Annotated in this window: 28 protein-coding genes; 13 read left to right on the forward strand and 15 right to left on the reverse strand. The window is 54.7% G+C overall.

The window, feature by feature from the left end; all coding sequences use genetic code 11:
• A partial coding sequence (locus C4542_01345; protein ID RJO62903.1) for a DUF1565 domain-containing protein occupies nucleotides 1-2,710 on the reverse strand: 2,710 nt, incomplete at its 3' end.
• Between the two features lie 683 nt (nucleotides 2,711-3,393).
• Here C4542_01345 and C4542_01350 point away from each other — a divergent pair.
• Nucleotides 3,394-4,089, forward strand: a complete 696-nt coding sequence (locus C4542_01350; protein RJO62904.1) for an HAD family hydrolase — start codon at nucleotides 3,394-3,396, stop codon at nucleotides 4,087-4,089.
• Nucleotides 4,090-4,112: 23 nt separating this feature from the next.
• Entirely contained in the window at nucleotides 4,113-4,577 is a 465-nt protein-coding gene (locus C4542_01355) for a YbhB/YbcL family Raf kinase inhibitor-like protein (protein RJO62905.1), read from the forward strand.
• Between the two features lie 46 nt (nucleotides 4,578-4,623).
• Here the strand turns inward: C4542_01355 and C4542_01360 are convergent, their stop codons facing one another.
• Nucleotides 4,624-5,325 carry a hypothetical protein gene (locus C4542_01360; GenBank protein ID RJO62906.1) on the reverse strand — a complete coding sequence of 234 codons (702 nt, stop codon included), beginning with the start codon at nucleotides 5,323-5,325 and terminating at the stop codon, nucleotides 4,624-4,626.
• A 646-nt stretch (nucleotides 5,326-5,971) separates the two neighbouring features.
• On the opposite strand from C4542_01360, the gene C4542_01365 reads away from it, so the two are divergent.
• Entirely contained in the window at nucleotides 5,972-6,211 is a 240-nt protein-coding gene (locus C4542_01365) for a hypothetical protein (GenBank protein RJO62907.1), read from the forward strand.
• Between the two features lie 97 nt (nucleotides 6,212-6,308).
• Here C4542_01365 and C4542_01370 read toward each other — a convergent pair whose 3' ends face one another.
• Both C4542_01370 and C4542_01375 read right to left on the reverse strand, forming a co-directional pair.
• A complete protein-coding gene (locus tag C4542_01370) occupies nucleotides 6,309-6,515 on the reverse strand; it encodes a hypothetical protein (protein ID RJO62908.1) in 207 nt (68 codons plus the stop codon).
• Between the two features lie 224 nt (nucleotides 6,516-6,739).
• Entirely contained in the window at nucleotides 6,740-7,408 is a 669-nt protein-coding gene (locus tag C4542_01375) for an iron-binding protein (GenBank protein ID RJO62909.1), read from the reverse strand.
• A 329-nt stretch (nucleotides 7,409-7,737) separates the two neighbouring features.
• Here C4542_01375 and C4542_01380 point away from each other — a divergent pair, with 329 nt between their 5' ends.
• From C4542_01380 to C4542_01395, 4 genes are all read left to right on the forward strand, one after another.
• Complete coding sequence (locus C4542_01380) at nucleotides 7,738-9,483, forward strand: hypothetical protein (protein ID RJO62935.1); 1,746 nt, start codon at nucleotides 7,738-7,740, stop codon at nucleotides 9,481-9,483.
• Between the two features lie 179 nt (nucleotides 9,484-9,662).
• A complete protein-coding gene (gene lysA / locus C4542_01385; protein ID RJO62910.1) occupies nucleotides 9,663-10,970 on the forward strand; it encodes a diaminopimelate decarboxylase in 1,308 nt (435 codons plus the stop codon).
• A 16-nt stretch (nucleotides 10,971-10,986) separates the two neighbouring features.
• Nucleotides 10,987-12,018, forward strand: a complete 1,032-nt coding sequence (locus C4542_01390; protein ID RJO62911.1) for an AAA family ATPase — start codon at nucleotides 10,987-10,989, stop codon at nucleotides 12,016-12,018.
• A gap of 9 nt (nucleotides 12,019-12,027) precedes the next feature.
• Complete coding sequence (locus C4542_01395; protein RJO62912.1) at nucleotides 12,028-13,044, forward strand: stage 0 sporulation family protein; 1,017 nt, start codon at nucleotides 12,028-12,030, stop codon at nucleotides 13,042-13,044.
• Here the strand turns inward: C4542_01395 and C4542_01400 are convergent.
• The gene (locus C4542_01400; protein RJO62913.1) at nucleotides 13,041-13,559 is read right to left on the reverse strand and encodes an HNH endonuclease; all 519 of its coding nucleotides are present in this window, start codon (nucleotides 13,557-13,559) and stop codon (nucleotides 13,041-13,043) included. The two genes, C4542_01395 and C4542_01400, sit on opposite strands and share 4 nt — an antisense overlap.
• Nucleotides 13,560-13,722: 163 nt before the next feature.
• Between C4542_01400 and C4542_01405 the strand changes: the two genes are divergently transcribed.
• Entirely contained in the window at nucleotides 13,723-14,034 is a 312-nt protein-coding gene (locus C4542_01405; protein ID RJO62914.1) for a hypothetical protein, read from the forward strand.
• A gap of 54 nt (nucleotides 14,035-14,088) precedes the next feature.
• Here C4542_01405 and C4542_01410 read toward each other — a convergent pair whose 3' ends face one another.
• A complete protein-coding gene (locus C4542_01410) occupies nucleotides 14,089-14,310 on the reverse strand; it encodes a hypothetical protein (GenBank protein RJO62915.1) in 222 nt (73 codons plus the stop codon).
• 129 nt (nucleotides 14,311-14,439) lie between these two features.
• Nucleotides 14,440-15,042, reverse strand: a complete 603-nt coding sequence (locus C4542_01415) for a hypothetical protein (protein RJO62916.1) — start codon at nucleotides 15,040-15,042, stop codon at nucleotides 14,440-14,442.
• A gap of 103 nt (nucleotides 15,043-15,145) precedes the next feature.
• Between C4542_01415 and C4542_01420 the strand changes: the two genes are divergently transcribed.
• The 4 genes from C4542_01420 to C4542_01435 all read left to right on the forward strand — a co-directional run bounded on the left by C4542_01420 (nucleotide 15,146) and on the right by C4542_01435 (nucleotide 17,247).
• The gene (locus C4542_01420) at nucleotides 15,146-15,952 is read left to right on the forward strand and encodes an alpha/beta hydrolase (GenBank protein RJO62917.1); all 807 of its coding nucleotides are present in this window, start codon (nucleotides 15,146-15,148) and stop codon (nucleotides 15,950-15,952) included.
• Nucleotides 15,953-16,021: 69 nt separating this feature from the next.
• Nucleotides 16,022-16,303, forward strand: coding sequence for an AbrB/MazE/SpoVT family DNA-binding domain-containing protein (locus C4542_01425; GenBank protein RJO62918.1), 282 nt, complete (start codon nucleotides 16,022-16,024; stop codon nucleotides 16,301-16,303).
• On the forward strand, nucleotides 16,287-16,730 hold the full coding sequence (locus C4542_01430) for a putative toxin-antitoxin system toxin component, PIN family (GenBank protein ID RJO62919.1): 444 nt from the start codon (nucleotides 16,287-16,289) through the stop codon (nucleotides 16,728-16,730). Before C4542_01425 ends, C4542_01430 begins: the two co-directional genes overlap by 17 nt.
• Nucleotides 16,731-16,779: 49 nt before the next feature.
• Nucleotides 16,780-17,247, forward strand: coding sequence for a hypothetical protein (locus C4542_01435; protein ID RJO62920.1), 468 nt, complete (start codon nucleotides 16,780-16,782; stop codon nucleotides 17,245-17,247).
• A gap of 215 nt (nucleotides 17,248-17,462) precedes the next feature.
• On the opposite strand, the gene C4542_01440 is transcribed toward C4542_01435, so the two are convergent.
• The 8 genes from C4542_01440 to C4542_01475 form a co-directional block, all read right to left on the reverse strand.
• Complete coding sequence (locus C4542_01440) at nucleotides 17,463-18,881, reverse strand: AAA family ATPase (protein RJO62921.1); 1,419 nt, start codon at nucleotides 18,879-18,881, stop codon at nucleotides 17,463-17,465.
• Nucleotides 18,799-19,506 carry a DnaD domain protein gene (locus C4542_01445; protein ID RJO62922.1) on the reverse strand — a complete coding sequence of 236 codons (708 nt, stop codon included), beginning with the start codon at nucleotides 19,504-19,506 and terminating at the stop codon, nucleotides 18,799-18,801. The genes C4542_01440 and C4542_01445 overlap by 83 nt, the downstream gene beginning before the upstream one ends.
• On the reverse strand, nucleotides 19,503-20,876 hold the full coding sequence (gene dnaB / locus C4542_01450; GenBank protein ID RJO62923.1) for a replicative DNA helicase: 1,374 nt from the start codon (nucleotides 20,874-20,876) through the stop codon (nucleotides 19,503-19,505). The genes C4542_01445 and dnaB overlap by 4 nt, the downstream gene beginning before the upstream one ends.
• Nucleotide 20,877: 1 nt before the next feature.
• A complete protein-coding gene (locus C4542_01455) occupies nucleotides 20,878-21,330 on the reverse strand; it encodes a 50S ribosomal protein L9 (protein RJO62924.1) in 453 nt (150 codons plus the stop codon).
• Nucleotides 21,331-21,771: 441 nt separating this feature from the next.
• Nucleotides 21,772-22,710: a thioredoxin-disulfide reductase gene (gene trxB, locus C4542_01460; protein RJO62925.1), complete on the reverse strand. Its 939-nt coding sequence runs from the start codon at nucleotides 22,708-22,710 to the stop codon at nucleotides 21,772-21,774.
• Entirely contained in the window at nucleotides 22,694-23,704 is a 1,011-nt protein-coding gene (plsX, locus tag C4542_01465) for a phosphate acyltransferase PlsX (GenBank protein RJO62926.1), read from the reverse strand. The genes trxB and plsX overlap by 17 nt, the downstream gene beginning before the upstream one ends.
• Nucleotides 23,705-23,737: 33 nt before the next feature.
• A complete protein-coding gene (locus C4542_01470) occupies nucleotides 23,738-24,556 on the reverse strand; it encodes a 2-hydroxyglutaryl-CoA dehydratase (GenBank protein ID RJO62927.1) in 819 nt (272 codons plus the stop codon).
• A 234-nt stretch (nucleotides 24,557-24,790) separates the two neighbouring features.
• Nucleotides 24,791-25,969 carry a M20 family peptidase gene (locus C4542_01475; protein RJO62928.1) on the reverse strand — a complete coding sequence of 393 codons (1,179 nt, stop codon included), beginning with the start codon at nucleotides 25,967-25,969 and terminating at the stop codon, nucleotides 24,791-24,793.
• Between the two features lie 143 nt (nucleotides 25,970-26,112).
• Here C4542_01475 and C4542_01480 point away from each other — a divergent pair, with 143 nt between their 5' ends.
• Nucleotides 26,113-26,838: a hypothetical protein gene (locus C4542_01480; GenBank protein ID RJO62929.1), complete on the forward strand. Its 726-nt coding sequence runs from the start codon at nucleotides 26,113-26,115 to the stop codon at nucleotides 26,836-26,838.
• Nucleotides 26,839-26,917: the final 79 nt, after the last annotated feature.

The raw sequence follows: 26,917 nt of genomic DNA on the forward strand, positions 1-26,917 counted from the left end.
ACGGAGTGCCAGAGGCATTCTGTACCTGAATGCTCATCATGGCAGAAACATTGCCAGCCATTCCTCCCTGGGCACCGGTGGTGAAGACAATCTTGTTGGGAGGGGGCGTAGTCGCCGTCGTGGTCGGCGGCGTAGTCGGCGTGGTTACCGGTGTAGTCGTCGGCGGCGGCGTAGTCGTCGTTGTCGGCGGCGTAGTCGTCGTTGTCGGCGGCGCAGTGATCACAGGCTGATAAATAATCAGATTATTGCCGATGTAGGTTAAGTTATAGTTGCCGCTTTCGCTGAAGAGGCCCACCAAAATCGGGTAGTAGCCCACCGCTTCACCGGCTACGCGAGTCAAGCTAAGAGTGTCGGAGCCGGCCAGGGAGCCGGAGGTGACAACATAGGTCAACGCCGGATCGGTAGCGCCAACCACTTTAACTTGGGGATTAGCCGTTACCGTGATAGGCCTTGCGGTCACTGTATGGGACAATGGCGAACCAGTATTATCGCTGGCAGCAAAACTAATATCTCCGGAGTAGAATGCCGTTATGGAATGAAGTCCGACATAGAGCCAGCCATTGGTAGGCCATGGTAAAGTTAAGCTAGCCACCCCGTTACTACCGGAAACACCGAGGAGAACCGGCGAGCCCATAGGACTAAGCCCATCCATAAATTGCACTGTTCCAGTTGGCGTAGGTGAACCGCCTGAAACAGTAGCAGTGAACGTCACCGAATTTCCGTAGGTGGAAGGGGTACCACCCGAGATGACTACGGTGGATCCTGCCGGTCCAGTGAGCCAGGGTGCGTACGTAAGCACGGTGAAGCCGTTGGTTAATATCGTTGCTCCGAGCCCCGGTCCGGAGCCATCAACGTTAGGTCCCGACGCGTCGCCCCACCAGTTGTAATCGAAGAGCAACGTACCACTGGAATAGAGGAACAACGCGCCATAGGTATTGTTGACGAAGTTATTGTTGTGAGCCACAATGGTCCCACCACCTGGATTAGCCTCAACGCCTCGCGGATTGTTTTCGATGGTATTGCCCGTTATTGTGGCAATGGTACCGATACCACTGTTGATGTAGACAGAGCCATAAGTATTGTCGTGTATGTGGTTACGGGTAATCTGAGTGCCCGAAACGTTAGAATCTGTCAGGATACCATTGTAGGAGTTATATATTTCATTCCCCCGAATGACTACGTTGTTGTTACCATTCTGTACACGGATACCGTTGGCAGACGGAATATTGTAAATCCTGTTGTTCTGAATTGTCTCAGTTCCGGAGGCACTCCCTGCATTTATGCCGTCATAGGTTGCACCATTAATGGTGTTCCCATCAATATTGACATTAATTGAACCAAAGAACTCAATGGGCCTGACCGTGTCGGTCAAGGTGTTGTTGGTAATGATCAGACTGCCGTTATTATAAGCGGTAATGCCGCCGAACGCCTGCCCGGAAATGGTGTTGTTCGATATGGTGGTGGTGCCGGTAATGCCAGGAGGGCCGTCGAACTGCACCGCGCGCTGTCCGCCGGTGATGGTGTTATATCGGATAGTGTTACTGCCTGCGGCCACGTCAGCCTGCATGTAAATCGCATAGAGATTCGCTGTACCAGTTGTGGCCATCGTGATGATATTCCCGTTTGCCGGGGTTGCGCCCCCGATCATATTGCCCGTAGAAGTGTTGGCCAAACCAATCCCGACATCATCTGTTCCACCGGCGGGGCCGTTGATCGTGTTGCCGGATACTGTATTATTATCGGCGTCGTTTAAGCTGATAGCTCTTTTGATGTTGTTGGTCAGTACGTTGCCGGAGATGGTTACATCATGGGTACCCGGTTCAAGGTCGATGCCGTAGAAGTTGCCGTTGACGTTATTGCCGGTGACAGGTACCCCGGTGCATCCCCAGAGGACAATACCCCCGCCTGCCCACGGAGCAGAGCGCGTATGCCCGGTTACGGTATTGTTTGTCACAGCGCCGGCAGTGACTGTGTCTATACTGATGCCGTTTAACGGCGCGGCTGAGCCCGTGACGGTGTTGGCGTTGATAGTAACATTTGGATCAAGCCCTGAACCGTTGTGACGATTGATGCCGATCCCATCCCGCGTATAATCACTGATGTCATTATCATTTAGTGTCAGGAGAGAATCGCCGTACACCACCACGCCAAAGCCTTCATAGTCCGGCGTAGCGGCAAAGTTGTGGATCGTGCTAGAGAAGAGGCCGGCCATCGTACCTCCGGCGTCTTTGACGTCGCGGAAGAACACCCCGTCCATCTGTCCGGTGCCCGCTGTTTTATTTTTTCCGTTCAGGTCGAGCGTAAAGCCCTGTATGCGAACGTCAATTGTGCCGCTGGAGGCGTATGCTGCGACGAGATAATCGTGAATGATCGTGTCCGAGGCGACCTGGGTGACCGAACCTGTCCTTACGGCGGGGGCCTGTATAAATGTTGTCGCTTCTCCAGCGCCGATAATAGTAAGAGATTTTTGTATCAGTATTTGCTCGGTGTACGTCCCTGCCGCTACGTTGATGGTGTCGCCCCCGGCCGCCGTATCGACAGCGTGCTGGATAGTTAGCCAGGGTGAACCTGCGCTGCCAATATTGCTGTCGAGCCCGGTAGTGGCTACATAGTATGTATTTGCTGCCCCCATAACTGGCACGGCTGCAATAATACCTAAGCCAAGCAACAGCACCAAAGCGCACAGAAAGGTAAATTTATGCTTTATCACGATACCACCCCCTAGCACATCTTCGGTCTTTACGCTAAAGGTACACCCCTCGAATTCGAAAGTCAATATCCAAAAAGACCTCAATAGTTATTTATTTAGGAGTAATATAGCACCAGCTTGATGAAGAAAAAAGATGCCGGTAATAATATTAAATAGGCTTTTTGGTTCAAAAGGAGGGGATGGCGGTCAATGGATACTGCCCGCCATCAGTTGAACAAAAAAAGAGACGGCTTGTGACTGCCGTCTCTTGAACGTATACCCCCGGTCCGGGTTTCCTAGCGGACTCGTTTTTTAGTGTCGTTTGACTGTTCCCACAGGTCGACCAACTGGCAGATAAAGCCGTCGTAGCATTGCCCTGGCGCGCGGTTGCGGTCGAGCTTGTCCTTGGTGCTCTGTTTCACACCCACGGTGGTCCTGGTTTCATTCGATTTTTTCGTATTATTACCCATGTTTCACTCCTGTCTTTTAGCTGGCACACCAAAACCCTGGCGCATTTTAGTGCGCCATCCGAATCACGATTGCATTTGCTGTATTCTATATCAGGTATGAGCTTCTGTCAATACTTATGAAGCTTTAGAAATAAGTTTTGTTGAGCCACGTGACAAAAGTTCCTTTTTCTTTACAGAGGCATGCTTTTTGGCTAAAATGGGAAGGTTGCATGGCATAATCCGGATTGAAAAACGATGATTAAAGCTGTATTTTTCGACCTTTACCACACACTGATGGGTTATGAACCTCCCAGGGAAGAAGCCGTGGCGGGCACCCTGGGGCGCATAGGTGTCAAGGTATCCGCCAAATCACTCAGGCGGCCACTGGTCTCCGCTGACGAATTCTTCTATCGTGAGACGTCCAAAATACCACTCAAAGAACGTAACGAAGAAGAAACCATGGCGCTCTGGGTGAGCTATCAGACGGTAGTCCTCAAGGAAGCCGGCATCGCTCCAACCCCTGAACTGATAAAAAACATACTGGCTGACATGAAGAAGGCAAAATACGAACTGGTATTGTTCGACGACGTGTTGCCCGCGCTCGCTGCCCTCGCCGCCCGGAAACTGTCGCTCGGGCTCATCTCCAATGCGGACAGGGATATTTCCCCTCTGCTGGAAAAGCTGGGTGTACTGTCTCTATTAAAAGTACGCCTGACCTCACAGGAGGCTGGCGTGAGCAAACCGCACGCCGACATATTCAGACTGGGAGCGGAGCGCATGGGAGTGGCGCCCGGCGAGGCGCTATACGTCGGTGACCAGTGGGTGGTGGACGTGCAGGGCGCTAGAGGCGCCGGCATGCAGGCACTCCTGCTTGACCGCGGCGGCTATTTCGAAGAGATCCCCGCCTCGGAAAAAATCAGCAGCCTGAAGGAGATTATCAACCGCATCTAAACTCTCTCACAAGGAGGTTGGATATGTCGCTTGTTATTTCCAGCCCTGCCTTTAAGGAAGGGGAGCGCATCCCCGCCCGCTACACCGCCGACAGCCAGGATGTTTCGCCCGCGCTCGCTTGGAGCGGCGCGCCTGCCAAAACCTCCAGCCTGGCACTCATCGTCCACGACCCCGACGCCTCCCGTCCCGGCGGCTTCACCCACTGGGTCATCTTCAACCTGCCCGCTGAAAGCAAGGGACTTTCCGAAGGAATGCCCCGCCGTGAACGGCTGGAAAGCGGGGCTATTCAGGGGAAGAACGACAGCGGCGCTGCCGGATATATGGGTCCCGCCCCTCCGCCCGGCAAGCCGCATCACTATCATTTTAAACTCTATGCGCTCGACCAGCCTCTTATGCTGTCTTCCAATGTTGGTCGTCATCACGTGCAGGACGCCACCAGGGGACATGTTCTGGCCGAGGCTGAATTGATGGGTTTGTACCAGAGGTAGGGTGCAGTTTCCCCAAAGCAGGGATAGTTAAAAATGAGGGAAGCGCCTAAGCCTTTCCCTCTTCAGGGTTATCGTCCTCAGTTTGCGGTTTGCCCCCCGTTTTCTCCGCCTCATTACGAGCACGGCTGGCTTCTTCACGGTAGGTTTTTTCCTGGCGCTCGCGCAGGGCGCGCTGGATGGCGTCCAGGCTGGGCGGGGCCACGTAGAATACCTGTATGTCGGCGGGGAACTGCACGTGGTGGCCTTCGCGCATGAAAAGGACGGCGCTCTCATCCGCCTGCAACGTTTCGTCGATACGCCTGGCGATGTGCTCGTTGCGCTTGCGCTGGGCTTCCTGGTAGGCTTCAAAAACTTTCGCGAAGACAACCGGGCTCCTCAGGTCGAGTGACAGGCAGCGTCCCCACTCCATAAATTCCCCCAGGATATCGCTGTCCTCGACCTCCGTTAAAGTTGCGCCTTTGCCCATTAGAGCCTCAACGATGCGGTGACTGCCGATGCTCAGATTTTCCAGTTGCTTAACGCCATCTTCACCCGGCAGCAACTCGTGGTATATCTTCTTAATATCGGAGAGCTTGGATTCCAGGTTGGCCAGATGGCTTTCCACCTCACCCCAATACTTAGCCGTCAGCTCGGAAAGGGCGGCGTCTTCCTCCATGGGCTTGAAGACGAGCGGCACGAAGAAAAGCTTGCGCCCGTTTTTGAACTGGCTGGCCTCCGGTTTTTCCATTTTCCCCAGTGTTTCCGACATGACTCACTCCCTATATTTGGATTGTTGGATTATTATAGCATCAGAATTGACAGTGGATAAAATCACCAACTTGGAATATAAAGACGGGAGTCCCGGGTTGGACTCCCGTCTTAGAATCTACAGAGCGGGTAATGCTATCCGTATCGCTTACATAAACGTTACGTCTAAACTAAAGACACCTCCCTATATTTTTTAGCACATGCACATAGTTTATTGGATGCGCATGATAATAAGATGCGCTGTAACAGCAAGCGTTCCTCCCGCGTTCGGTGTAATGGTTAACGCAGCGATATTGCCTGAAGGATTACGAACAGAGAGTTTGGAATTGACGGCTGTAGTAGTCACAAGACACATTCCTACAATCTGAGAGGTACCAGTTGCGCGACCAACTGCCGAATATGCTTGTTCAACAACTCCACTTCCCGAATCGAGACCTAAAACCAGTTGTCCCGCTTCGGCCACACTCACTTGAAACATGACCTGATAAACACCGATGACAGGCAACACAAATGAAGAATCAGGAGCCCCAACATCACGGATAATTACGTTATTCGTAGCTCCAGGTCGAGGAAATAGTACAGGAGCGCCAACTGCAATAGTCGCTGAGTTATCAGGGGGCATCAAAGCATAAAAATCAGAATAGTCCATGATGCCGCGCGGACCGGTTGCCCCGGTCGCGCCCGTTGCGCCAGTGGGGCCTGTAGCTCCCGTGGCACCTGTCGCCCCTGTTGGCCCGATGGGGCCCTGGGGTCCTGTTGCCAGTCCTGCATCAATATCGGGTCCGGACGAAAGTGTAAGAATCAGATGCCCGCTGCCATTTATAGATGCGCCTGTAATGCTGACGCCCGTCGGTCCTGGAGCTCCTTGTGGGCCTTGTAAGCCTTGAGGACCTGGCGCTCCAGCCGGACCTGGCTCACCCTGAGGCCCTTGAGCGCCAGTTATAGCTCCAGCATCAATTTGTTGACCGGAAGAAAGAGTGAGTACTAAATGCCCACTGACCATTGTTGCTCCGGTAACGCTGACACCTGCCGGGCCCACAGAACCCTGAGAGCCCTGGGTTCCCTGGGCACCCGTTTGACCTTGCGCGCCTTGTGGTCCAGCGGAGCCTTGCGGCCCAGCGGGGCCTGTTGCACCCCTTTGACCCGTCGCTCCAGTCGGTCCAGGAACACCCTGAGGACCTTGTTGTCCAATTACCGATCCAGCATCGACGGTCTGGTCGTTCGTCAAGGTCAATATAAGGTGGCCATCAACAATGGCCCCGCTTTTAATGCCTAGCCCCGGGATACCGGATGGCCCGGTTGTGCAACCCAGCGGAATGAGCAAAACTAACACCAAAACCGAAATTATAGAAACGAGTTTGGCCAGCTTTTTCATTTTACCTCCTTATAGACCAATAACTTTCACTCGGAATCAATTAATCTGCGTGGCTGCCGTCGCAAAAAGGCTTGTTCTTGGAACGCCCGCAGCGGCATAGCGTAACGCGGTTGCGTTTTTCATAGACCATGCCGCCTGCGGATTCGATGGGGATACCGCCGCGCACCAGTATGGGGCCGACCACGCCGGTTTCCGGGTCCTCCATAAGCCCGATGGAGGGTTCATACTCCGGTTCCTGCGGCTGGCCTTGCTTGTTCCAGACCACCAGGCGGCCTGAGGGGCAATCTTGCCCCTCTTCTATGGCGATTTTTTTAGCCTCGGGGTTTTGGGAGTTTTCCACCAGACTCCAGGTTCCCGCGTCCCTGTCGCAGAAACCCGCTCCCACGCACAGCTCTTCGCAATCGGTGAGCGAGAGCTCGGGGCCCTCTATCCTCCCGGCTTTTTTGAGATAAGGGGTGTTGTTGGCCGTTTCCGTGCCGTCGAAATTCACCCGGGTGTGAGTCCCGTCGCAGAAGGGCTTGTTTTTGGAGCGCCCGCAGCGGCAGAGGGCATAGATTTCCTGAGCGGGATATTGTTGGCTGGTGCGCCATTCCAGAGGGTCTCCCTTCGCATCGCTTACAATAATCTGCTTTGACAGCGGCACTGCGCCGGACACAATATAAGGGCCGTTTTTGGTCACTTTGATTCCGGGTTTCTTTCCATCTGCCATAGCATTTATCGGGCCTCCCCTTTCTCCAGTTTGCTTAATTGTAAGCACCGGACATGAAGAAGTCATAAAACGGCTCGATAAATAGTTAAAAATTTATTACATAAAATCAGGCAGGGATTTTATTGAGGTTCTGTCCCACGGCTGGCGCGTAAAACAAAAGCCAGATTTAGGAGATGATTCGGGCTAATGTTATAGGGTAGAAGTGCTTATTTGCCAATTAGGTTTCTCAATCGGCAAAACCGCATTGACCTATTGTGTATTGAGATTTCGCATACTATAATTACGGCTACTCTGTACCAAATGGATAAAACAATTTGGTGGTAGAAAATATAAGGGCGTTTCAGTATTATAAAATACTTGAGGTAAGCCGCCAGGCAACTCCACAAGAGATTACCGCCTCATATCGCAAGCTAGCAAACCAATACCATCCAGACAAAAATCCAGATGCGAAAGCTCACGAACTTTTTAAAAAGATTAACCAAGCGTACCAAGTCATTAGCAACCCCAATTCAAGAGCTGAATACGATAAGAGCCCTGCCGAATGCCCAGATTGTTGGGCTTACGATGTTATCCAGACCAATTTTCCTTACTGGCGTTGCACGCATTGCGGATGCCAATTCAACCCTGCTGTTCCAAGCGATATAAAAAGATTTCATGATGTTGCTATTCCTGAAAAATTGCGTAAAAAGCTAGAGCTATTTTCTAGCACTCAATGCTCCTTCTGCCGAAAGTTCTACACACAACCTTTCCTTTGTCCTCAAGATAAACTCACTTCAAGCTGCATGAATATTGAAGAATTGTCCCAACCTGAAAGAGACGAAAGGTTAAGCGACGCAAAGTGGCATTGGCGTATGATGGATATGATAGACCAAGCGGCAGAGTATGGAATTTTGACTAGATGCCGCAATCCTCAATGTGGAGCTTTGAATCCAAGCCCAAAGGCGGTGAATTGCTGGCGTTGCAAGCAAAATTCGTTAAGTTGTCCATCCCCAGAATGTGAGGCTAAACCGTTTCTCAGGTACGATTTAGCTTCCGAAAAATGGAAATGCCCAAGCAATAGTTGCCGAAAAACGTTCGCTTTTGTGAAGCCAACACAGGTTGAAAAGAGAGCAGATTTGGAATTGTCAGAAGAGGTTTGCCCACAAGATAAATCCAACCTGTATTTTGATAAGCTAGTTTTACTGTGGAAATGCAAAAAATGTGGTAGAACTTACACCCACCAAGAACTTCATCCAAAACCAAAGCAGGCTGATATAAATAATAATCCAGAAAACATCAAAAGAGAAAATCCTGTTCAGCCGCAGTCGGAATCCAAACCAAAACAAGAAACTAAAAGCGAACAACCACGACCAACAAGCCAACCTGTTCGGGAATCCGCTTATCGGAATGCCTTCTGCCCCAATTGCGGTCATGAAACTTACTTTGACGGCAATAAATGCCTTAGTTGCCACAAGGAATTCGCCAAACCTCCAAAACTGAAACCTCAATATAAATCCAAGAAAAAGATAGCGCTATCCTACTCCTTCAAACGAAGTGTCAGAGACTTCTTTTTACGCTTGTATATTCTGGCTGTTGGTCTCATCGGTGCATTTATTCTTTGGGTAGGTTTTCTGCCAGTATTGCAGAATCGCTCAAATCAGAGCATCTTCAAACTCTGGTGGAATGCTGTCTGGTCATTCGGTGATTTCAGCGATTATGTGCGAGGCGTCGCTGTTGTGATTGCCACAGCCCTAATTGTTGGTGGTCTATTCGGAGTATTACTAGCTCCATTCAAACGCTATAGCGCAACCAGATTTATATTCCTAGGCGGTATTGCTGGGTTGGCGCTTCTTGGAGCTCTTTGGGGTGGTCTGTTGGATGGGTCAGTGAAAGTACTGTTTGCCATGGGTTTTGGTGGGGCCAATGCGCTTCTTTATGATGGTTTATCTGGTGGAATACCCACTGCTTTTCATCATTCAATAAAAGTGATGCAGTTAATTGCAAAATATGGCTGGCTAAAGATTTCTCTGGCTGGCTTCGGAATTTGGTTTGTAGGTACTTTGCCCTTCTCAACGTGGTGGAGAAGGTTAAGATAACTAGCTAAAAGCAAATACAAACATCCATTGCAATGTAAATTTATCGCATTTCCAAAGGACTCAAGAAAACGAATAAAATAAAACGCCCTTATGCTACAGGTATACCTGTAGGTTCCGGCTGGTATTATGTCTCTCATCGCATTGACGTGAAATCGTCCTGCTTGCTATCATAAGAAAGCATGAACAGCAGAATTACGCTTTTCCCCATCACATCAGAGGTCAACAAGGCCGGACACCTCGTCATCGGCGGGTGCGATACCACGGAACTGGCTGCCAGATACGGCACACCGCTCTATCTTTTCGACGAAGCCACCCTGCGCAAGCGTTGCCGTGATTTTAAAAACGAGTTCGGCAAACGCTATGCCGACACCACCGTGCTCTATGCCAGCAAGGCTTACCTCTCCGGCGCCCTAGCCAATCTGCTCAAAGAGGAAGGGCTGGGCATCGACGTCGTATCGGGCGGCGAGCTTTTCATAGCCGATTCTGCCGGATTCCCCATGGATATGGTCTATTTCCATGGCAACAACAAGTCCGTTGAAGAACTTAAAGTCGCCCTCAAGCGCCATATCGGGCGCATCGTGGTGGACAGTCTGGACGAACTGGCCATGCTCACTGCCCTCGCCGAGGAGAGCGGTCACATCCCCGATATACTGCTGCGCATCACACCAGGCATCGAGGCTCATACCCACAGCCATATCGTCACCGGCGGAGCGGGCAGCAAGTTCGGCTTTCCCATGTATATGGCCGAGGAAGCCATCTCGCGGGCGTTGGCGGCCCCCTCGGTCAACCTGGTGGGGCTGCACTTCCACATAGGCTCGCTTATCACCGATGTCTACCCGTACCTCGAGTCCATCGACCTGGTGCTGGAGCTGGCCGCCGATATGAAAAGAAAATATGGCTTCGAGCTCGAGGAGCTCAATATCGGCGGGGGATACGGAGTGGCCTATACCCTGGATGACCAGGCGCCGGAAATCTCCTACTACGCCGATAATATCACCTCCCGCATAACTGCGAAGTGCCAGGAGCTCAAGCTGACGCTGCCGGGGCTGGTCATCGAGCCGGGGCGCTCTATCGTGGCGCAGGCCGGCGTGGCCCTATACCGGGCCGGCAATATCAAGGACGTGGCCGGGCCGCTGCGCTACGTAGCGGTGGACGGGGGCATGGCCGACAACATTCGCCCGGCGCTCTACAGCTCCCGCTATGAAGCCGTGCTGGCGGGCCGGATGAATGAAAAAGATATGGCGGCGGTGACCATCGCGGGGCGTTTCTGCGAATCGGGGGATATACTGGTACGCGACATCAAGCTGCCGCCGGTGGCTTCCGGCGACATTATTGCCATACCCGTTTGCGGTGCATACTGCATCCCCATGGCCAGTAACTACAACGCCTCTCTCAAGGCGCCTATAGTTATGCTGGCTGGCGGCCGCGACCGCCTCATCCGCAGGCGCGAGACATTCCAGGACCTCACCCACTGCGACCTGCTGTAGGATTGGAGGCTATCTCATGTGGCCGGTGGTAGGACACGAAACAGCGGTGGCCCGGCTCAAACGCAGTCTGGAGAAAGGCAAACTGGGACACGCCTATCTCATCAGCGGGCCGCCGCGCATGGGTAAGATGACTCTGGCTCTCACGCTGGCCCAGGCGCTTAACTGCTCTTCTCCCGAAGCCCCCTGCGGCGTCTGTTCACAGTGTCAGAGGATTGCCTCTCTCTCCCATCCTGACGTCCAGGTGGTTGCCCTGGGTGCGGCTTCCTCTGACGATGAGGCGCGTTCGCGCACCGAGATAAGCATCAAGCAGGTACGCGAAGACATCCAGCACTGGGCCAATCTGCCTCCCTTCGAGGGCGGGTACCGCGTTTTTATAATCGGCGAAGCCGAGCTGTTATCATCGGAAGCGGCCAACTGTTTACTCAAGACGCTCGAAGAGCCGCAGCCAAAGGTGCTTTTCATATTGCTTACCAGTGAACCGGCGCGGCTGCCGGAAACGGTCATATCGCGCTGCCAGAGGCTCGACCTCAAGCCCGTGGCGGCTGGAAAAATCGAAGGAGAGTTGCTGAAACAGGGCGCAGCCGCTGAAAAGGCGCGGCTGCTCGGCCGTCTGTGCCGGGGGCGGCCCGGTTGGGCTATGGCGGCAATAGCCGACGAAAGCCTGCTTGAACGCCGGGCGGAACGCATCGAGCGTCTTATCGATGTCACCTTGGGAAACTTTGAAACCCGCTTCGAATATGCCGGCGAGCTGTCGGCCAGGTTCAGCCAGAAACGCGACGAGGTGCAGGAAACGCTGCAAGAATGGATGTCTTTGTGGCGCGACATCCTGCTGGTCAAAGCGGGCCTCCCGGAGTCTATTACCAATCTGGACTACGCGGGCCGCTTGCAAACGCTGGCCGATGGATTTAACATAAGTCAGCTACGCGCCGCTATCGGTGCCATCGGCCTGGCCCGCAAACAACTCAGGCAGAACGCCAGCCCGCGCCTGGTGCTGGAGGTGCTCATACTGGATATGCCCGCGGCTCATAAAAAATTTGTCAAACCTTAGGGAGATAATATGGCAGAAATCGTTGGAGTGCGCTTCCGCAAAAGCGGCCGGGTATACCATTTCGATCCGGCCGGCATGGAGCTCAAGCTGGGCGATAACGTGGTGGTAGAAACTTCGAGCGGCCTGGGGCTGGGACGCGCGGTGGTCTTTACCACCACCGAGGCCGCGGGGGAACTGGCCGGGCCACTCAAGCCGGTGGTACGACTCGCGACTCCCGAGGATATCGAGAGAGCCAGCCGCCTGTGCGGCAAAGAGAAAGAAGCCCTCGACGAGACAGTGCGTCTGGTGGCTAAACTCGGGCTGCCCATGAAGCTTATCTCGGCTGAGTATAACCTCGATGCCTCACACCTCACCATTTTTTTCAGCGCAGAGGGACGGGTCGATTTTCGCGAGCTGGTGCGTGAGCTCAGCCATAACCTCAAGGTGCGCGTGGAGCTGCGCCAGGTCGGGCCGCGCGACGAGACCAAGCTGCTGGGCGGTTTCGGGCGCTGCGGGCGTGAGCACTGCTGCGCCACTTTTCTGGACGAGTTTTCCCCGGTCTCCATCAAAATGGCCAAGGTGCAGGACCTGCCCCTCAACCCCATGAAAATCTCGGGAGTTTGCGGGCGTCTGCTGTGCTGCCTGGGCTATGAATGCGAACAGTACCGCGCCATCAAGGAAAAGATGCCGCGCGAAGGCCAGCGCGTTATGACAGAAGCCGGCCCTGCCGTGGTGGTGGGTCACAATACCCTGGAAGAGAACATCCTGGTAGAGTATGAGACCGGCGTAAGATTGGAAGTACCGGCGGCCAAGGTAAAGCTGATACCCTTCGAGCCCCGTCCTCAGCCCGCGAGGCCCGCAGCTCAACAGACAACTTCAACGGAGGTCAGGCCTGTGGAGATACCTGAAGCCGCTTCGCAGGTGGAACCGGAGGCATCCTCTCAACCAGCCAATCCGAATGGAGAAAAAGCCTCCGAAGTCGAGGCTCCAATGGCAGAAGAAAAATCGACTGAACTATCAGATGAGGCGAACCCGGGTGTTCTTTAGCTGGTGACGTAATGCAGCAGGTATTTCTGCCACCTGGGGATGTTGCCCACGTAGCGGTGGGGTATATAAAAGGCATTTGATTCCCGTGGCTTTACCGGGACCTGTTTCAACCTCATATTGGCCTGCTCCGGCGTGCGCCCCGCCTTGTGCCTGTTGCACGGTATGCAGGCGGCTACCACGTTTTCCCATGTGTGGCGCCCACCCTGGAAGCGCGGTATGACGTGGTCTATGGTCAGCGTCGTTTCCCGCCCGCAGTACTGGCAGATGAATCCGTCGCGGTGAAACACCCCCACACGCGTCAGCTTTCTTTCCGAGCGCGGGCGGCGCACCATGTAGTCCAGCTTTATTACCGAGGGAATGGGGTAGGCCGCGCGTGAGCTGTGGAAGTATCCCAGGCCATCCTCCAGCATCTCCGCTTTGCCTTCAAGCACGAGGGCTACCGCTCGGCGTGCCTGGCAGATGTTCAGGGGTTCGTAGCTCTGATTGAGCACCAGCACCGGAGTGTTGATAAGCACAGGTCTCTCGCTGATATTGAGTTGCTATATTCTAGGCTAAAAGCAGGGCGGATGGCAAGTTCGAGGCCGCAGCATGGCGTAAGATGGTCTGAGCGGCAGCAATCTACAGTTTGGTACTAGACAGAGCATTCGAATGCGATTATACTCAAAACGGGGCCAAGATATGAAAGATATATTTATACCCCGCACGCTTCTCGGCCGCTGGGCGGTCGGCCTCATCGTAGCCTTCTTTTTCTTTCTGGTCCTGTTTTTGATTATCGCCGCCTCAGGGGCGCGCGGCGGCGACACATTTTTCAGCAACATGGCGCTGGCTCTTCCTATGCTGGCGTCCGCCCTTTGCGGTGTGGCTGCCTTTATCACGGGTTTGGTAGCCATCATCATGAGCAAGGAGCGGGCCATTTTCGTTATGATTGCGACGGTCCTCGGGTTTAACGTCCTCGTTTTCGGGCTCGGCGAGATTCTATTTCCACATTGATACCGCCGGAGCGAGCTACGCAGACCTCTGACAACACAGATTTGGGTTTATATTTCAGGGCTTTTCTTTTAGTTTACGCATTGCCTGATTGATGCTCTCGAAAGACTGGCTGAGCTTTTTTGTCTCTTCGGGGCTCGGTTTGGGGTCGGGTTTCATGTGGATGACTTTCTTGCAGGCGGGGCAGGTTACCGATTCCTCCCTCGCTATCTGGCTGAGCATCACATTCATGGCTGCATCGCAATCAGGGCAGTGAATTTCTATCTCTAAATCGCTCAATATTCAGCCTTTCCTCAAAATGGACTAAAATTTACTTTAAAGCAGGAGCCATTTTGCCATTTTAAAAAGCGTGTCATCCTCCTCGGATTATCTGAGCCGTTTTGCTCCTGCATCCTCGCGATGTCTTGTTTATGGGAGCATGGTAAGGGTCTGCAGCAAGTGCTCGAATCCGGGCGTATCGGCGTCTACCGTTCGTTCATCGGCGCTCACGCCGACTGTCCACTGCAGGCCGTTGTAGGTAAAAAACACCTCGCGGGTTACCATGGGGGAAGGCTTGAGCCCCAATACTTTGATCTCATAGTCGGAGCGCGTGGAGTAAAAAAAATAGGTGTGCTGTTCGGCGGGCATCCCGTTGACGTTGGTGGTGGACCGCTCGATTTGCCTGTAGCCGGAAAGCCCGCTGGCCGCGCTGATGGCATTCTGAATCATATCACCCACGGTGGTGGGGGTGGGGTATCTCTGGGCCGCCACCCACATGGTAGTCCGGTCGCGGTTCTGCCGGGAGTATGGGCCGTCGATATCCATCCTCTCGAAGCCGGTGTCATCGAGAAGCTGTACCAGTCTGACGTAGAAAGCTGCCGGGTACTCGAACGACAGGTGCGCGATGCCCTTATCGGGCAGGGAGTAAGTCTTGTATCCGGTAGGGATAGGCGGGCTGCAGGAGGCCAGGATGGATAAACCCGCCAGCGATAATAAGACCAGAGGCTTTAAAAAGCGTATGGATTTCGGCATATCTTTATTAACTCTATATGCTAAAGCCTCGCGCACAGCTAGTCAAATGCCTTGGCACCGAATTAAGTCCCAACTCTTCTGGACTCAAATGATACAATAAATCATGATGAATCTGCACAAATATGGCAATTCTCCATTCAAGATAGCTCTTATACACGGCGGGCCGGGCGCTCCCTGCGAAATGGCGCCGGTGGCCAGAGAACTGGCTGAGACGAGAGGCGTCCTGGAACCAATACAGACCGCCCTTACTATTGACGGAGAAGTAGAGGAACTCAGGCAGGCGCTCATGGAGAACGGCGCTCTCCCTGTCATACTGGTCGGCTACTCGTGGGGAGCCTGGCTCAGCTTCATGCTGGCAGAGAGGTATCCCTCGCTGGTGTCAAAATTGATTCTGGTAAGCAGCGGCCCTTTCACCCAGGAGTATGCTTTTGACACCGACCGCACGCGTTTCGAACGGTTGAACTCCGGTGAACGTGAAGAGATGCAGACACTCAAATCCGAGCTGGATAACCTAGCCTATAAAGGCGATAAAGATGCTTTAATGGCGAGGGTCGGCGAATTGTTCGGCCGAGTCGACTCTTTCGACCCGTTACCACACACGAGCGAAGCCGAATGCCGCTGGGACATCTTTTCAGCCGTCTGGCCGCAGGCTGCGGCACTAAGGCGCAGCGGAGCCCTGCTGGCGCTGGGCAAGGACATCAAATGCCCTGTGGTGGCTATACATGGCGACTACGACCCCCACCCCGAAGGCGGCGTCAGGATTCCCCTCTCCGGCGTTCTTAAGGACTTCAGGTTTATCCTGCTGGAAAAATGCGGGCATGTGCCCTGGTTCGAACGCCAGGCGAGAGACAGGTTTTACGCAATATTGGAGCAGGAATTGAGTTTAATGGGAGAGCCACGACCTGGTTGACAAACCGCTCCCCTTGTAAGATAATATGCCGTAAGAAGTAGGAAATCCTACATCTTACGGGAGGTGTTTATGACCAAGCGAGCGTCAGACGTGGTAATCCGTCCCAAGCGACAGGTTACGCTGCCCTCGGAGCTGTGCGACCGGCTGGGGATTGCCCCGGGCGATGTCCTCGAATTTTCAATCGAAGGTTCCGCTCTGATAGCCAGGCCGAGGAAGCTGGCGGCTCTAACCTCCCTGCGGGAAATCCAGCGGGCATTCAAGGCATCCGGCGTTTCCGAAGAAGACTTGCAGCAAGCAGGGAGACGCGTAAGGCAGCAAATAGCACGGGAGCGCTATGGCACTCGCGCCTGAAACACGCGTTTTCCTCGATACCAACGTTATCTTTTCCGGGCTTTATTCGCACGGTGGAGCGCCCGGTGTTATTATCGAAGCATTTGTTAAAGGCGAAATAAAGGCGGTTATATCGCAGCAGGTGCTTGAGGAACTGGTGCGCACCGTCAAGGAAAAACTCCCGGTGGTAATACCTGTCTTGAAGGCCATGCTTGTAAATTCACCGCCCGAAATAGTTCCCGACCCATCGGCGGCGGAAATCAAGACTTGGGCCAGTCTCTTGGAAGCGGGCGATGCGGCTATCCTGGCGGCGGTAATTTCATCGCGGGCAGACTACTTTGTCACGGGGGATAATCATTTTTTCGAGAACCGCGACGTTATCAAAAAAGCAGGAATCAGCATCCTCACTCCGGCGCAATTTATAGCCAGGATGGGCAAGCAGAAGTAATCACCTTCGGATATTGACACATCGGGCTTAATCCTTTACAGTTTTCCTTATGACAGTCAATTCTAAATGGTCGCTGGGTTTTGCCTCTCGCAGCGGGGATTTTATAGCCGTCATCCCTAAAGGCAGCCATCTGCCGGCGCGCCGCAGCGTGACCGTTACGACAGCAGTGGATGCGCAGCCGAATATGAAACTGTCGATATATATGGGAGAAAGCAGCAAGGCCGAAGACAATTATCCTCTTAGCAACATTCGCCTCGAATGTTTTGAAAAAGGCGCCGCCGGTGTCCCGCGCATAAAGCTCACTTTCTATGCTTACGAGCATAGCGTTTTTCGAATCGGCGTGTGTTATAAGGAAGGGGAGCCGGAGCAGGATATCAGCATCATCCCCGCCACCGGTCTTTCGGAAGAATATATGAACCGGATGCGTGAAATGGTTAACAAGATGACTTCTCAGGCTATATCGCAGGAAGTCGGCGGCCCCGACCTCGGCGTGGTAACGCTGTCTGTGGTTGTGTAGATAAGGGATATACTTCCGTTCTGTGCTATGTAGCCTGAGTGAGGAGTAACATAATTGAGTTGACCTCTTCCCCAACCCGTCTCTCCCCTTCGTAAGGGGAGATTAAGAGGGATTTGTGAGTTTGGATTCTATGAGAATCCCCCTTTTCCAAAGGGGGAAAATAAAACAGCCTCTCCCGTCAAGGGAGAGATATTATTATTGCCTCTGCCTGTGGCTTATTCCCCCCTCGTCCCCCGTCCCCTCTTCACATACGGTCTTTTCACCGGTCCGTTGGCGCGTATATCCGTGCGGTAGTCGGGCGCCATGATGGCAAACGGCGTGCTCATCTTGTGGTCGGCCAGGCGCGAGCTTATGCGGCCTTCCAGTTCCTCCAGAGCCCGGCTGGTGGTTATCACGGTGGGAAGCTGCGCGTTGTAGCGGTAGTTTATTACCTGGTACAGTTTTTCCTGCGCCCATTGTGTCGTACTCTGCTCACCGAAGTCGTCCAGCACCAGCAGCGGCGTGGTCTTGACGCGCTCGAACATCTGGTCGTAGGTCACCTTGCTTTCGGGTGAGAAGGTGGAGCGCAGGTGGTCCAGAAACTCCGGCACCACCACAAACATGGCCGGTTTTCTGGCCTGGTAGCGGAAGTTGACAATGGCCGCCGCCAGGTGCGTCTTGCCGCAGCCGGTGGCCCCCTGGAAAACGAGCCATCCCTCCGGTGACTTGGCGAATTCGAGCGCCAGGCGGTAGGCCCTCTCGAGGTTGTCCTGTTGCTCCTGCGGCAGGTTGACGCGTTTATAATCAAAGCTGGCGAAGGTCATGCTCTTTTGCAACTCAAGCCCCGGCCCCCAGTTATAGTCCGCTTCTCCTGTATCCTCTTCTAATGAGAAGATTTGACATAACTTTGCGTCACTCAGGCGGCTGCGCAGCCTTTCGTCCATCTCGGCCAGGGGTTTCTCGGTCGTGATAACGGTGGGAAGTTCATGGCTGAAACGGTGGTTCAAAAGCTGGTCGAGCTTCTCCTGCGCCCAGGGCGTACCGAACTGCATTCCCAGGTCGTCGAGGATTAAAAGCGGCGTGTTGCGTACCTGGTCGAAGAGGCGGTCGTAGGTCGTCTCGCTCTCGGGGTTGAAGGCGGCGCGCAGGTGGTCCAGCAGGTCGGCGGTGGTGATGAAAAAGACGGGTGCGTCGCGCCCGATGCGCTCGTTGGCGATGGCGGCCGTCAGATGTGTCTTGCCGCTGCCGGTAGGGCCGATGAAAACGAGCCATCCGGCCGGTTCGGCGGCGAATTTCCTGGCGGCATCGTATGCCGCGCTGAAGCGCTGCTGGCTGGCGCTGGCGCCGTTTCTGCCCTGCGGCGACAGCTTGTCGAAGGTGAGGTTTCTGAGCGCTCCCAGGTTGGAGTACTCCTCCAGCCGCAGGCGGCGCTTGCCTTCCTCGGCCTTTTTACCGCATTTGCACGGGACGGCGTTGCGGTAGTCCGTCGCGCCGTCTGGCAGCAAAGGATGCACGAAGCCGGCCCCTCTGCACAGAGGGCAGATATCGCCCTTTCCCGCCTTTGACCCCGTCTTAGCGCTGGATGAGGTGGCCGTAGGGGCCGCGGATGTATTTGTCGGGGTCTTCTTTTTGATTATCTCGCCGATGCGTTCCATCTTTCTTACCTTCGGTCGTCCAGCGCTCCAGTATGCGCGCAATATAGCGCCAGTTGCGTTTGTTGGCATCCACCGCTTCGCGGACTGCGTCCCGTATCCACTCTTCAGGGTACTGGGTCAGCGCGTCCTTGATTTCCTCGGCTATCATGGGCGTCAACATGCCGATGTTCTCTTCGTAGAGGCTGAAGACGTCCTTCTGCTCGGTGGGCGTGACGGCGGGCCTGACAGCCTCCATCTTCGGCAGCTTCAGTTCGCCGCTTTTAATACGCTCAACCGCCTCGCGGTCGCTGGCCGTGTTGAGGAAATAAAGGCTCTCCTGTTTGCCGTCGAGGGTGACCGCGAGCGATATAATAGCCCCTCGCTTGACGGCCGACTCCAGCGCCGTCTTAATATTTTCTTCTCCGCTCTTCCCCTCGTGCTGTAAACTGGCGGTGAGAGAGGGGTTGGACAGGAGTTCGCTGAGCGTGGCGAAGCGCGGCGTCCCTTTCTTGCCGTATATCGTCTGGAAGATATACAGCATGGTCTTAAGCTCGGGGTTGTCCATCCCCGGCATGAGCATGTTCATAAAGAGGTTTGGGATGGGGGTGAACTGCATGTTGGCCGGAAAGCCGCCGAAGGATTTCATAGCAGCTGCGGCTCCGCGTTGGAGAGGTTCTCGAACTTGGTGAGGGAGTTCTTGAAGCGCACCTTCACCTGGCCGATAGGCCCGTTCCTATGCTTGGCTACGATGATGTCGGCCATCTCTCGCGGGTACTCCTGGTCGGCGTGGTCGCGCGCCCATTCGTCTTCGGTCTTGTAGTACACTTCATCGCGGTAGATGAATATCACGATATCGGCATCCTGTTCGATGGAGCCCGATTCGCGCAGGTCGGATAGCTGCGGCAGGTGCGAGGTGCGGCCTTCCACGGCGCGCGATAGCTGAGAAACAGCGATGAGCGGCACATTGAGTTCCCTGGACAGCGCCTTGAGGGCGCGGGTGATGTTGGAAAGCTCCTGCACGCGGTTTTCCATGCGGCCTTCGCTCTGCAGGAGCTGCAGGTAGTCCAGTATGATGAGGTCGAGCGGGCGCTCATAATGCAGGCGGCGCGCTTTGCTGCGCATTTCCACCACCCGCAGCATGGGCGAATCGTCGATATAAATGGCGGCGGTTGACAGCTTGCCCTGCGCCTCCATGATGGCGCGTTCCTCTTCCTCCGTATTCAGCCCCAGCCGCATATGCTTGGAGTTGACCTCGGCTTCGCTGGCGAGCAGGCGTTGCACCAGCGACTCGCGCGACATCTCCAGGCTAAAGAGGGCCACGCAAGCCCCCTGCTCCAGTGCCGCGTTGCGCGCGATGTTCAAGGCGAGCGAAGTCTTGCCCATGCTGGGGCGCCCGGCCAGTATGATGAGGTCGGAACGCTGCAGCCCGCCCAGCAGCTCGTCCAGCCCGCGAAATCCGGAGTAGATGTGCGGCAGGCGCTGCAGCACGCCCGCTTCGGGCGGAGGGGGTACCTCGAAATACTTGTCTAGGATGTTCTTTATAGGCACGAAGTCCAGCTGCCCGCGCTCGGTGCGCAGCCGGAAGAGCACGTCCTCGGCCCTGTTGAGCGTAGAGGCGATGTCAGGGTCGGCGTCATAGCCCATCACCGATATTCTGTCGGCGGCGGAGATAAGCTGGCGCATGATGGACAGGCGGTAAACTATCTGGGCGTAGTGCTCGATATCGAGCGAGGTCGGCACGATGGAGATGAGGTGGTTCAGGTAGGCCGCCCCACCCACCTTGTCGAGCTGCCCCAGCCGCTCGAGTTCCTGGGCTATGGTTATCTGGTCGATGGCCTCGTCGCGGTGATACAGCGAAAGCGCCGCCTGGTAAATCCAGCGGTTGGCCTCGGAATTGAAGTCCTCCGGGCGCAGCAGCACGGCCACCTGATAAACGCTCTTGCCGTCGATTAAAAGCGAGCCGTTGACGGCTTCTTCGGCGTCTATATCGTGAGGCGGCAGCCTGTCGTTAGCCACTTTATGGCTCCTCGCCGGTGACCTTTACCTTTATTTTGGGCGTCAGCTCGCCGCTGAGGCGCACGACGGCCTCAAATGTGCCTGTATGGCGGATGGGCTCGGCCAGTTCCACCTTGCGTTTGTCAATCTCGGTGCCCAGCAGCTTTGAAAGCCCGTCTGCCACGTCGCTATTGGTGATGGAGCCGTAGAGCTGGTCCTTGGCTCCCACTTTGCCCTTGAGGGTGACGGTCTTGCCCTCTATCTTTTTGGCCAGCGCGTCCATATCGGCTTCGGCCTGCGCTTGGCGGCGCGCGCTGGCGCGGCGTTCGGCTTCGAAGTGCTGCTGGACGTCGGAGTGGGCCAGCGCCGCCAGCTTCTTGGGGATGAGGAAGTTGCGCGCGTAACCGTCGTTGACCTCTTTCATCTCGCCGGCTTTGGCTACGTTGGGGACGTCTTTAAAAAAGATGACTTTCATGCTCAACTCACCTCAGGGGGATTTTCAGACCCCTATTATACTAGATAAGGGGTTGGAGTTAAACAAGAAAAGAGATTCTTTCGGGCTATTATTCAAAGTCGGATGAGGATTCGTTTGTCCTTGCTTTGTGTTGTCGTTCTGAGGAGTCCCGATACATTCGCTTCGCTCAGCACGAGTTCCATCGGGGGGATGTGATAATCCCAGGGTGAGGGTTATATCATTTTCCTCGCCCCTTGGGGGAGAGGACTTAAGGTGAGGGGTATCCTCCATGCTTTCACCCTCACTCTTATCTCTCCCCTCAAGGGAGAGAAGAATGCGCGAGGGCGAGTCATGACTCGCCCCTACAATTACGGGGTTCCAAGGAAAGATAAATCTGTAAGAGGCTGCCAGTCGTGCCAGATTCTTTCCGCCAGAGGCGGACTCAGAATGAGGGGTTGTTTGCTACCCCTCGTCCACCCACCTCTTGGCACTCAGGGCGGCGATGGCCCCGTCACCGGCGGCGGCGACGGTCTGGCGTATGGAGTTATGGCGTATGTCTCCGGCGGCGAAGATGCCCGGCACGCTGGTTTCCATCCTGTCGTTCACCACTATCATGCCGTACTCATCGAGACTCAGCAACCCCTTGAGGTAGCCCGTGCTGGGCTTGAGCCCGATGGCTACGAAGACGCCATCCAGTTTAAGCTCGGATGTTTTACCGGTCGCCACGTTCTTGAGCTTCAGCTTCTCTACGAAGTCCCCGCCTAGCACTGCCTCCACCACGCTGCTCAGGATAAACTCAATCTTCGGCTCGGCCCTGGCGCGCTCCTGCACTACAGCGGTGGCGCGCAACTGGTCGCGGCGGTGGATGATATACACCTTTGCGGCGAATTTGGCCAGGTGCATGGCTTCATATAGAGCGGAGTTGCCGCCGCCCACCACGGCCACCACCTTGTTGCTATAGAACGGGGCGTCGCAGGTGGCGCAGTAGGAGACGCCGCGCCCGACATATTCTTTCTCACCTGGGGCGTCCATCTTCTGTTTATCGGAGCCACCGGCGATGATGACGGCCTTTGCGGTATATTTCCCGTCAGAGGTTTTGACAACAAAGCTATGCTTATCCCTGGCCTCTATACCGGTTACCTCGGCATTAACGTCCTTGAGGCCGTATTTCTGCGCCTGCTGGTACATTCTGGAGGTCAGGTCCATGCCGGAGATGCCCTCGGGGAAGCCGGGAAAGTTGTCCACCTGGGTGGCCTCGTTTATCATGCCGCCGGTGATGCCCTTCTCGATGAGCAGGGTGTCCAGGCGGTCGCGCGAGGTGTAAATGGCGGCGGAAAGCCCGGCCGGACCTCCTCCTACGATAATAACGTCATAAATCTGGTTTTTATTCTCCGGGTTCATATTTCACCTCGCTGAGAGCCTGCGCTATTCCGCGTTCGGCGGTGCGGTTGGCAATGCCGATGGCGTTCTTGATGGCCTTGGCCTTGCTCCTCCCGTGACATATTATAACATTACCCCGGACTCCTAAGAGACATGCCCCGCCGAACTCGCTGTAGTCCATGTTTCTGAGGAATGAACTCAAACCTACGGCTGCGGAGAGGGCCTTGCCTGTGATGCGCGGATTGCCTGTCGTGTGCGTTTTTTCGGTTCCATGGAGGCTGACCATGGACTCGCCCAGCCCCTCCAGCGCCTTGAGCAGGATGTTGCCGGTAAACCCGTCGGTGACGATGACGTCCGCCACGTCGTTCACCAGGTCGTTGCCCTCGATATTACCGATAAAGTTAAGTCCGGATTGCCGGAGGAGCTGATGGCTTTCCACCGTCAGGCGGTTGCCCTTGGTATCCTCGGTCCCGTTGGAAAGCAGCCCTATGCGGGGCGATTCCAAGCCGAAGAGGCGGCTGGCGTAGAGGTTTCCCAGCTGGGCAAACTGCACCATGTGCGGCGGACGGCAGTCGGCGTTGGCGCCAGCGTCCAGGAGCAGGGCCGGCAGACGCGAATGGCTGAGGTTGATGATGCTGGCGATGGCCGGCCGCGAAACGCCTTCGATCTTCCCCAGCATCACCAGCGAGGCGGCAAAAACGGCGCCCGTGGAACCGGCTGAAATGAAGACGTCGGCCTTGCCCTCTTTTAGCATGCCGATGCCGATGGGTATAGGCGAGTCCGGCTTCTGTCGCAAGGCTTCCATAGGATGTTCGTGGAATTCGATGTTCTGCTCGGCATGCACGACGCTGATGCCCAGTTTCTTGAGCTGCCGGCCCGCCAGAACGTGCAGCAAGGGCTGTTTACCGATGAGGATGATTTCCAGGCCTTTGTACTCATGGACGGCTTTGATTACTCCCTTTACGATTTCAACCGGGGCGTAATCGCCCCCCATAGCGTCAACTGCGATTTTCATAGTTCTCCTTATAGCATGTTTGGACCAAGAAAGCTAGAGGTTGAATCCCTTGAAGCGGGTGGGTTTACCGGCAGTCTGCCTTCCGGCCAGTATGGCTGCCCCGACGGCCCCCATCAGCTCCGGGTGTTCGGGGATGATTATCTCGGTTTTCAGTTCATCTTCGAAGGCGCGCACCATGCCGTGGTTGAAGGCCAGCCCTCCCTGGAATACCACGGGCGGCAGGATTTCTTTCCCGGCGGCCACGCTGTTGAGGTAGTTGTGCACGAGCGTTTGACATAACCCAAAGACAATGTCTTCCAGCCTGCCGCCGCTCTGCTGCCGGTGTATCATCTCCGATTCGGCAAAGACGGTGCACCTGCCCGCCAGTTTCGAGGGAGAGACGCTACCGCAGGCCATCTCTCCAAACTCGCTAAGACTCAAGCCCAGTCTTTGCGCCTGGTGGTCCAGGAAGCTGCCAGTGCCAGCGGCGCACACGGTGTTCATGCCGAAGTCAGCTACCAGTCCGTCTCTCAATAAAATTATCTTGCTGTCCTGCCCGCCGATTTCGATGACGGTGCGAGCCTGCGGAAAATAGTGCAGGGTGGAGGCGGCTTGAGCAGTGACCTCGTTCTTGACGATGTCAGCGCCTACCATTTTGCCCACAAGCTCCCTCGCGCTGCCCGTGACGGCCACCCGCTCAATGGAAATGCCGGCCGGCAATTGTCCCTGGATTTGCTTAAGTCCAAGTTTGACCGCAGCGACAGGTTCTCCGTGGGTGGGTACGCAGACATGCGCCGCCAGTTGCCAGCCGTCATCCAGGACAGCCAGCTTGGTGGACACCGAGCCCACATCGATACCGAGGTAATATTTCATCTCTCGCGAGCGAATCAGTCGAATACGAATAACCCTGTTATTATACCGCTAAAACCGAAAATGCGAAATACGAATATCGAAATACGAAGGAAACTCTAAATCCCAATATCTAAATCCTAAACAAGCACGAAATCCCAATAACAAATGACAAAAGTGTTTTGGATTTTGTGTTTTAGGATTTATTTAGTATTTAGGATTTGGTGCTTGGTGCTTTTCCAGGAGAAAGGCAGTGCGTCATTCCCCCTCGAACTCCAGTTTGACTGCTGCCAGAGTGTCGGGCGAGGCCAGCAGGTCTATAGCGGTCATGGCCAGTGCGTCGGCCGCTCTCAGGCTTTGCGTCAGTCCCCTCTCGGTGGCTGCATGGCGCGCGAACTCGGCAGTGTGCTCGCTCTCGCCGGGCGGGGCGATGGCCACCGACGTATGTATGGAAGGCACTATCTGGCTGACGTTGCCCATATCGGTGCTGCCGAAAGACTGCTCCGGATTGAAAAGGGGGACGGCGTGCCCGATGCGCTCCATATTCTCCGCATAGAGCCGCGCCATAATGGCATTATTGCGCATGGGGGCGTATTCTTTTTCGTCCCAGCTATACTCCAGGCGCGCGCCGGTAGACAGGGCGGCGGCCTTGAAACAGTCCAGCACCTTTTCTCTGAGGGCGTTGAGATACCCGATATTGCCGGCGCGCACGAGGAAACGCCCGGCGGAATGGGCCGGCACGATATTGGCGGCTTTTCCGCCGTCGGTGATGATGCCGTGTATGCGCGCGTCGCTACGGATATGCTGGCGCAGCGCGTCGATGGCGTTGAATGACAGTATCATGGCCTCCAGCGCGTTGACGCCGAGGTCCGGATGGGCGGCGGCGTGGGCTTCCTTGCCGAAGAATTCAACATTGAGCGCCATGCAGGCCAGCGCCGTGATGGTGGCGCTGTCGTGGGTGGCCGGGTGCATCATCATGGCGGCGTCGATGCCGGCGAAAGCCCCGCGCTCAACCATGATTATCTTGCCGCCGTTCAGCTCCTCGGCGGGCGTGCCGATGACCTGTACGCTTCCGCCGAATTTGTTCGCGGCCTCCTTAGAGCCGATGGCGGCGGCCACGGCGGCAGTGGCGATGAGGTTATGCCCGCAGGCATGTCCCAAGTCTGGCAGCGCGTCGTATTCGGCGATGAAGGCGATGACGGGTTTACCCTGGCCGTACGAGGCGCGGAAGGCCGTCGGCAGTTCGCATATGCCGCGCTCAATTGAAAAACCATTGCTCTCCAGTTCCTGCGTCAGCCAGGCAACCGCCTGATGCTCGTTCATGGCGGTTTCGGGGTGACTGTGAATCTGGTGGGTGAGGATACGGAGTTCCGCCTGGCGGCGCCTGGTCGCGTTCCTGGCCCGGGCTTTAAGCTCGATTAGTTCGTTCGTGTCCATTGAGGATATTATAGACGACTCAACGACGGGCTACAAAGAGGCAAGTGGTTAAACGGGTATCAATGCGAGTCTACTTCAATTATCTCTGTTCCTTGATGGGCGAGACAAGAGATGGACATCATACAAAGTGGTAGAATAGGGGCATGTTCAGAGCAATATTCTTGGGCATTGTTAGGGTGTTAGCGCTTCTTTTGACTGCTGTTGGTTTGGGGTTTGACCTCAGTGGAGTAAGCCTATTAGGTCTTTCGTCAGATGGATTGCGGATTATGGAAGTAGTTGCTTTTACTGTATTCGTAATCCTTTATATTTGGAGGGAAGCGGATTTAATCATGCAACCACACCCTAGAGTTGAATTCAATGGCTTTTCGCCAGCTATTACTGAGGTGATGTATTTTGAAAAAGGTGCGGGTTTCCTCAAACCTGCGTATTTCGTAAGGTTAGCCTTCAAAAATAATGCTAAAAATCCCTCTGGCGTAGAATCTACAGCACAAGCCCTAACTGCCTCAATAACCATCTTCGATAAAAGTAGAAAGACGATTGACGCTTGGGAGGGCCGATGGGCTAACCAAGAACATCCCTGCGATTCAGACGGGATATGGTTATTAAACAGAATTGATTTACCGGCAAATAATCAAGAGGCAATTCTTGATATTGGATTCCGGCATCGAGGTAGACAGGAATTCGAGGGATGGGATAATAAAAGACTTTGTGGGTTGCTGGAAAGGAAGTCAATTAAACCTGGTTTCTATAAACTTCAGGTGACTCTGGCAGCATCCAATTTCAAGAAAAAGGATTTCAGGTTTAATCTCACCATACCAGAGGAGCCTCAATCAGATTCATACCAAGTTCAAATTGAGGCTATTAACTAATACTGCACGCAATCTACTTGCTCTTTGTTTTACAATGTAAATCTAGGTTGTCTAGCGTACCCCATCGGCTTGTCCAAAA

It is taken from the genome of Dehalococcoidia bacterium (assembly GCA_003597995.1).
Lineage (GTDB): Bacteria > Chloroflexota > Dehalococcoidia > Dehalococcoidales > UBA1222 > SURF-27.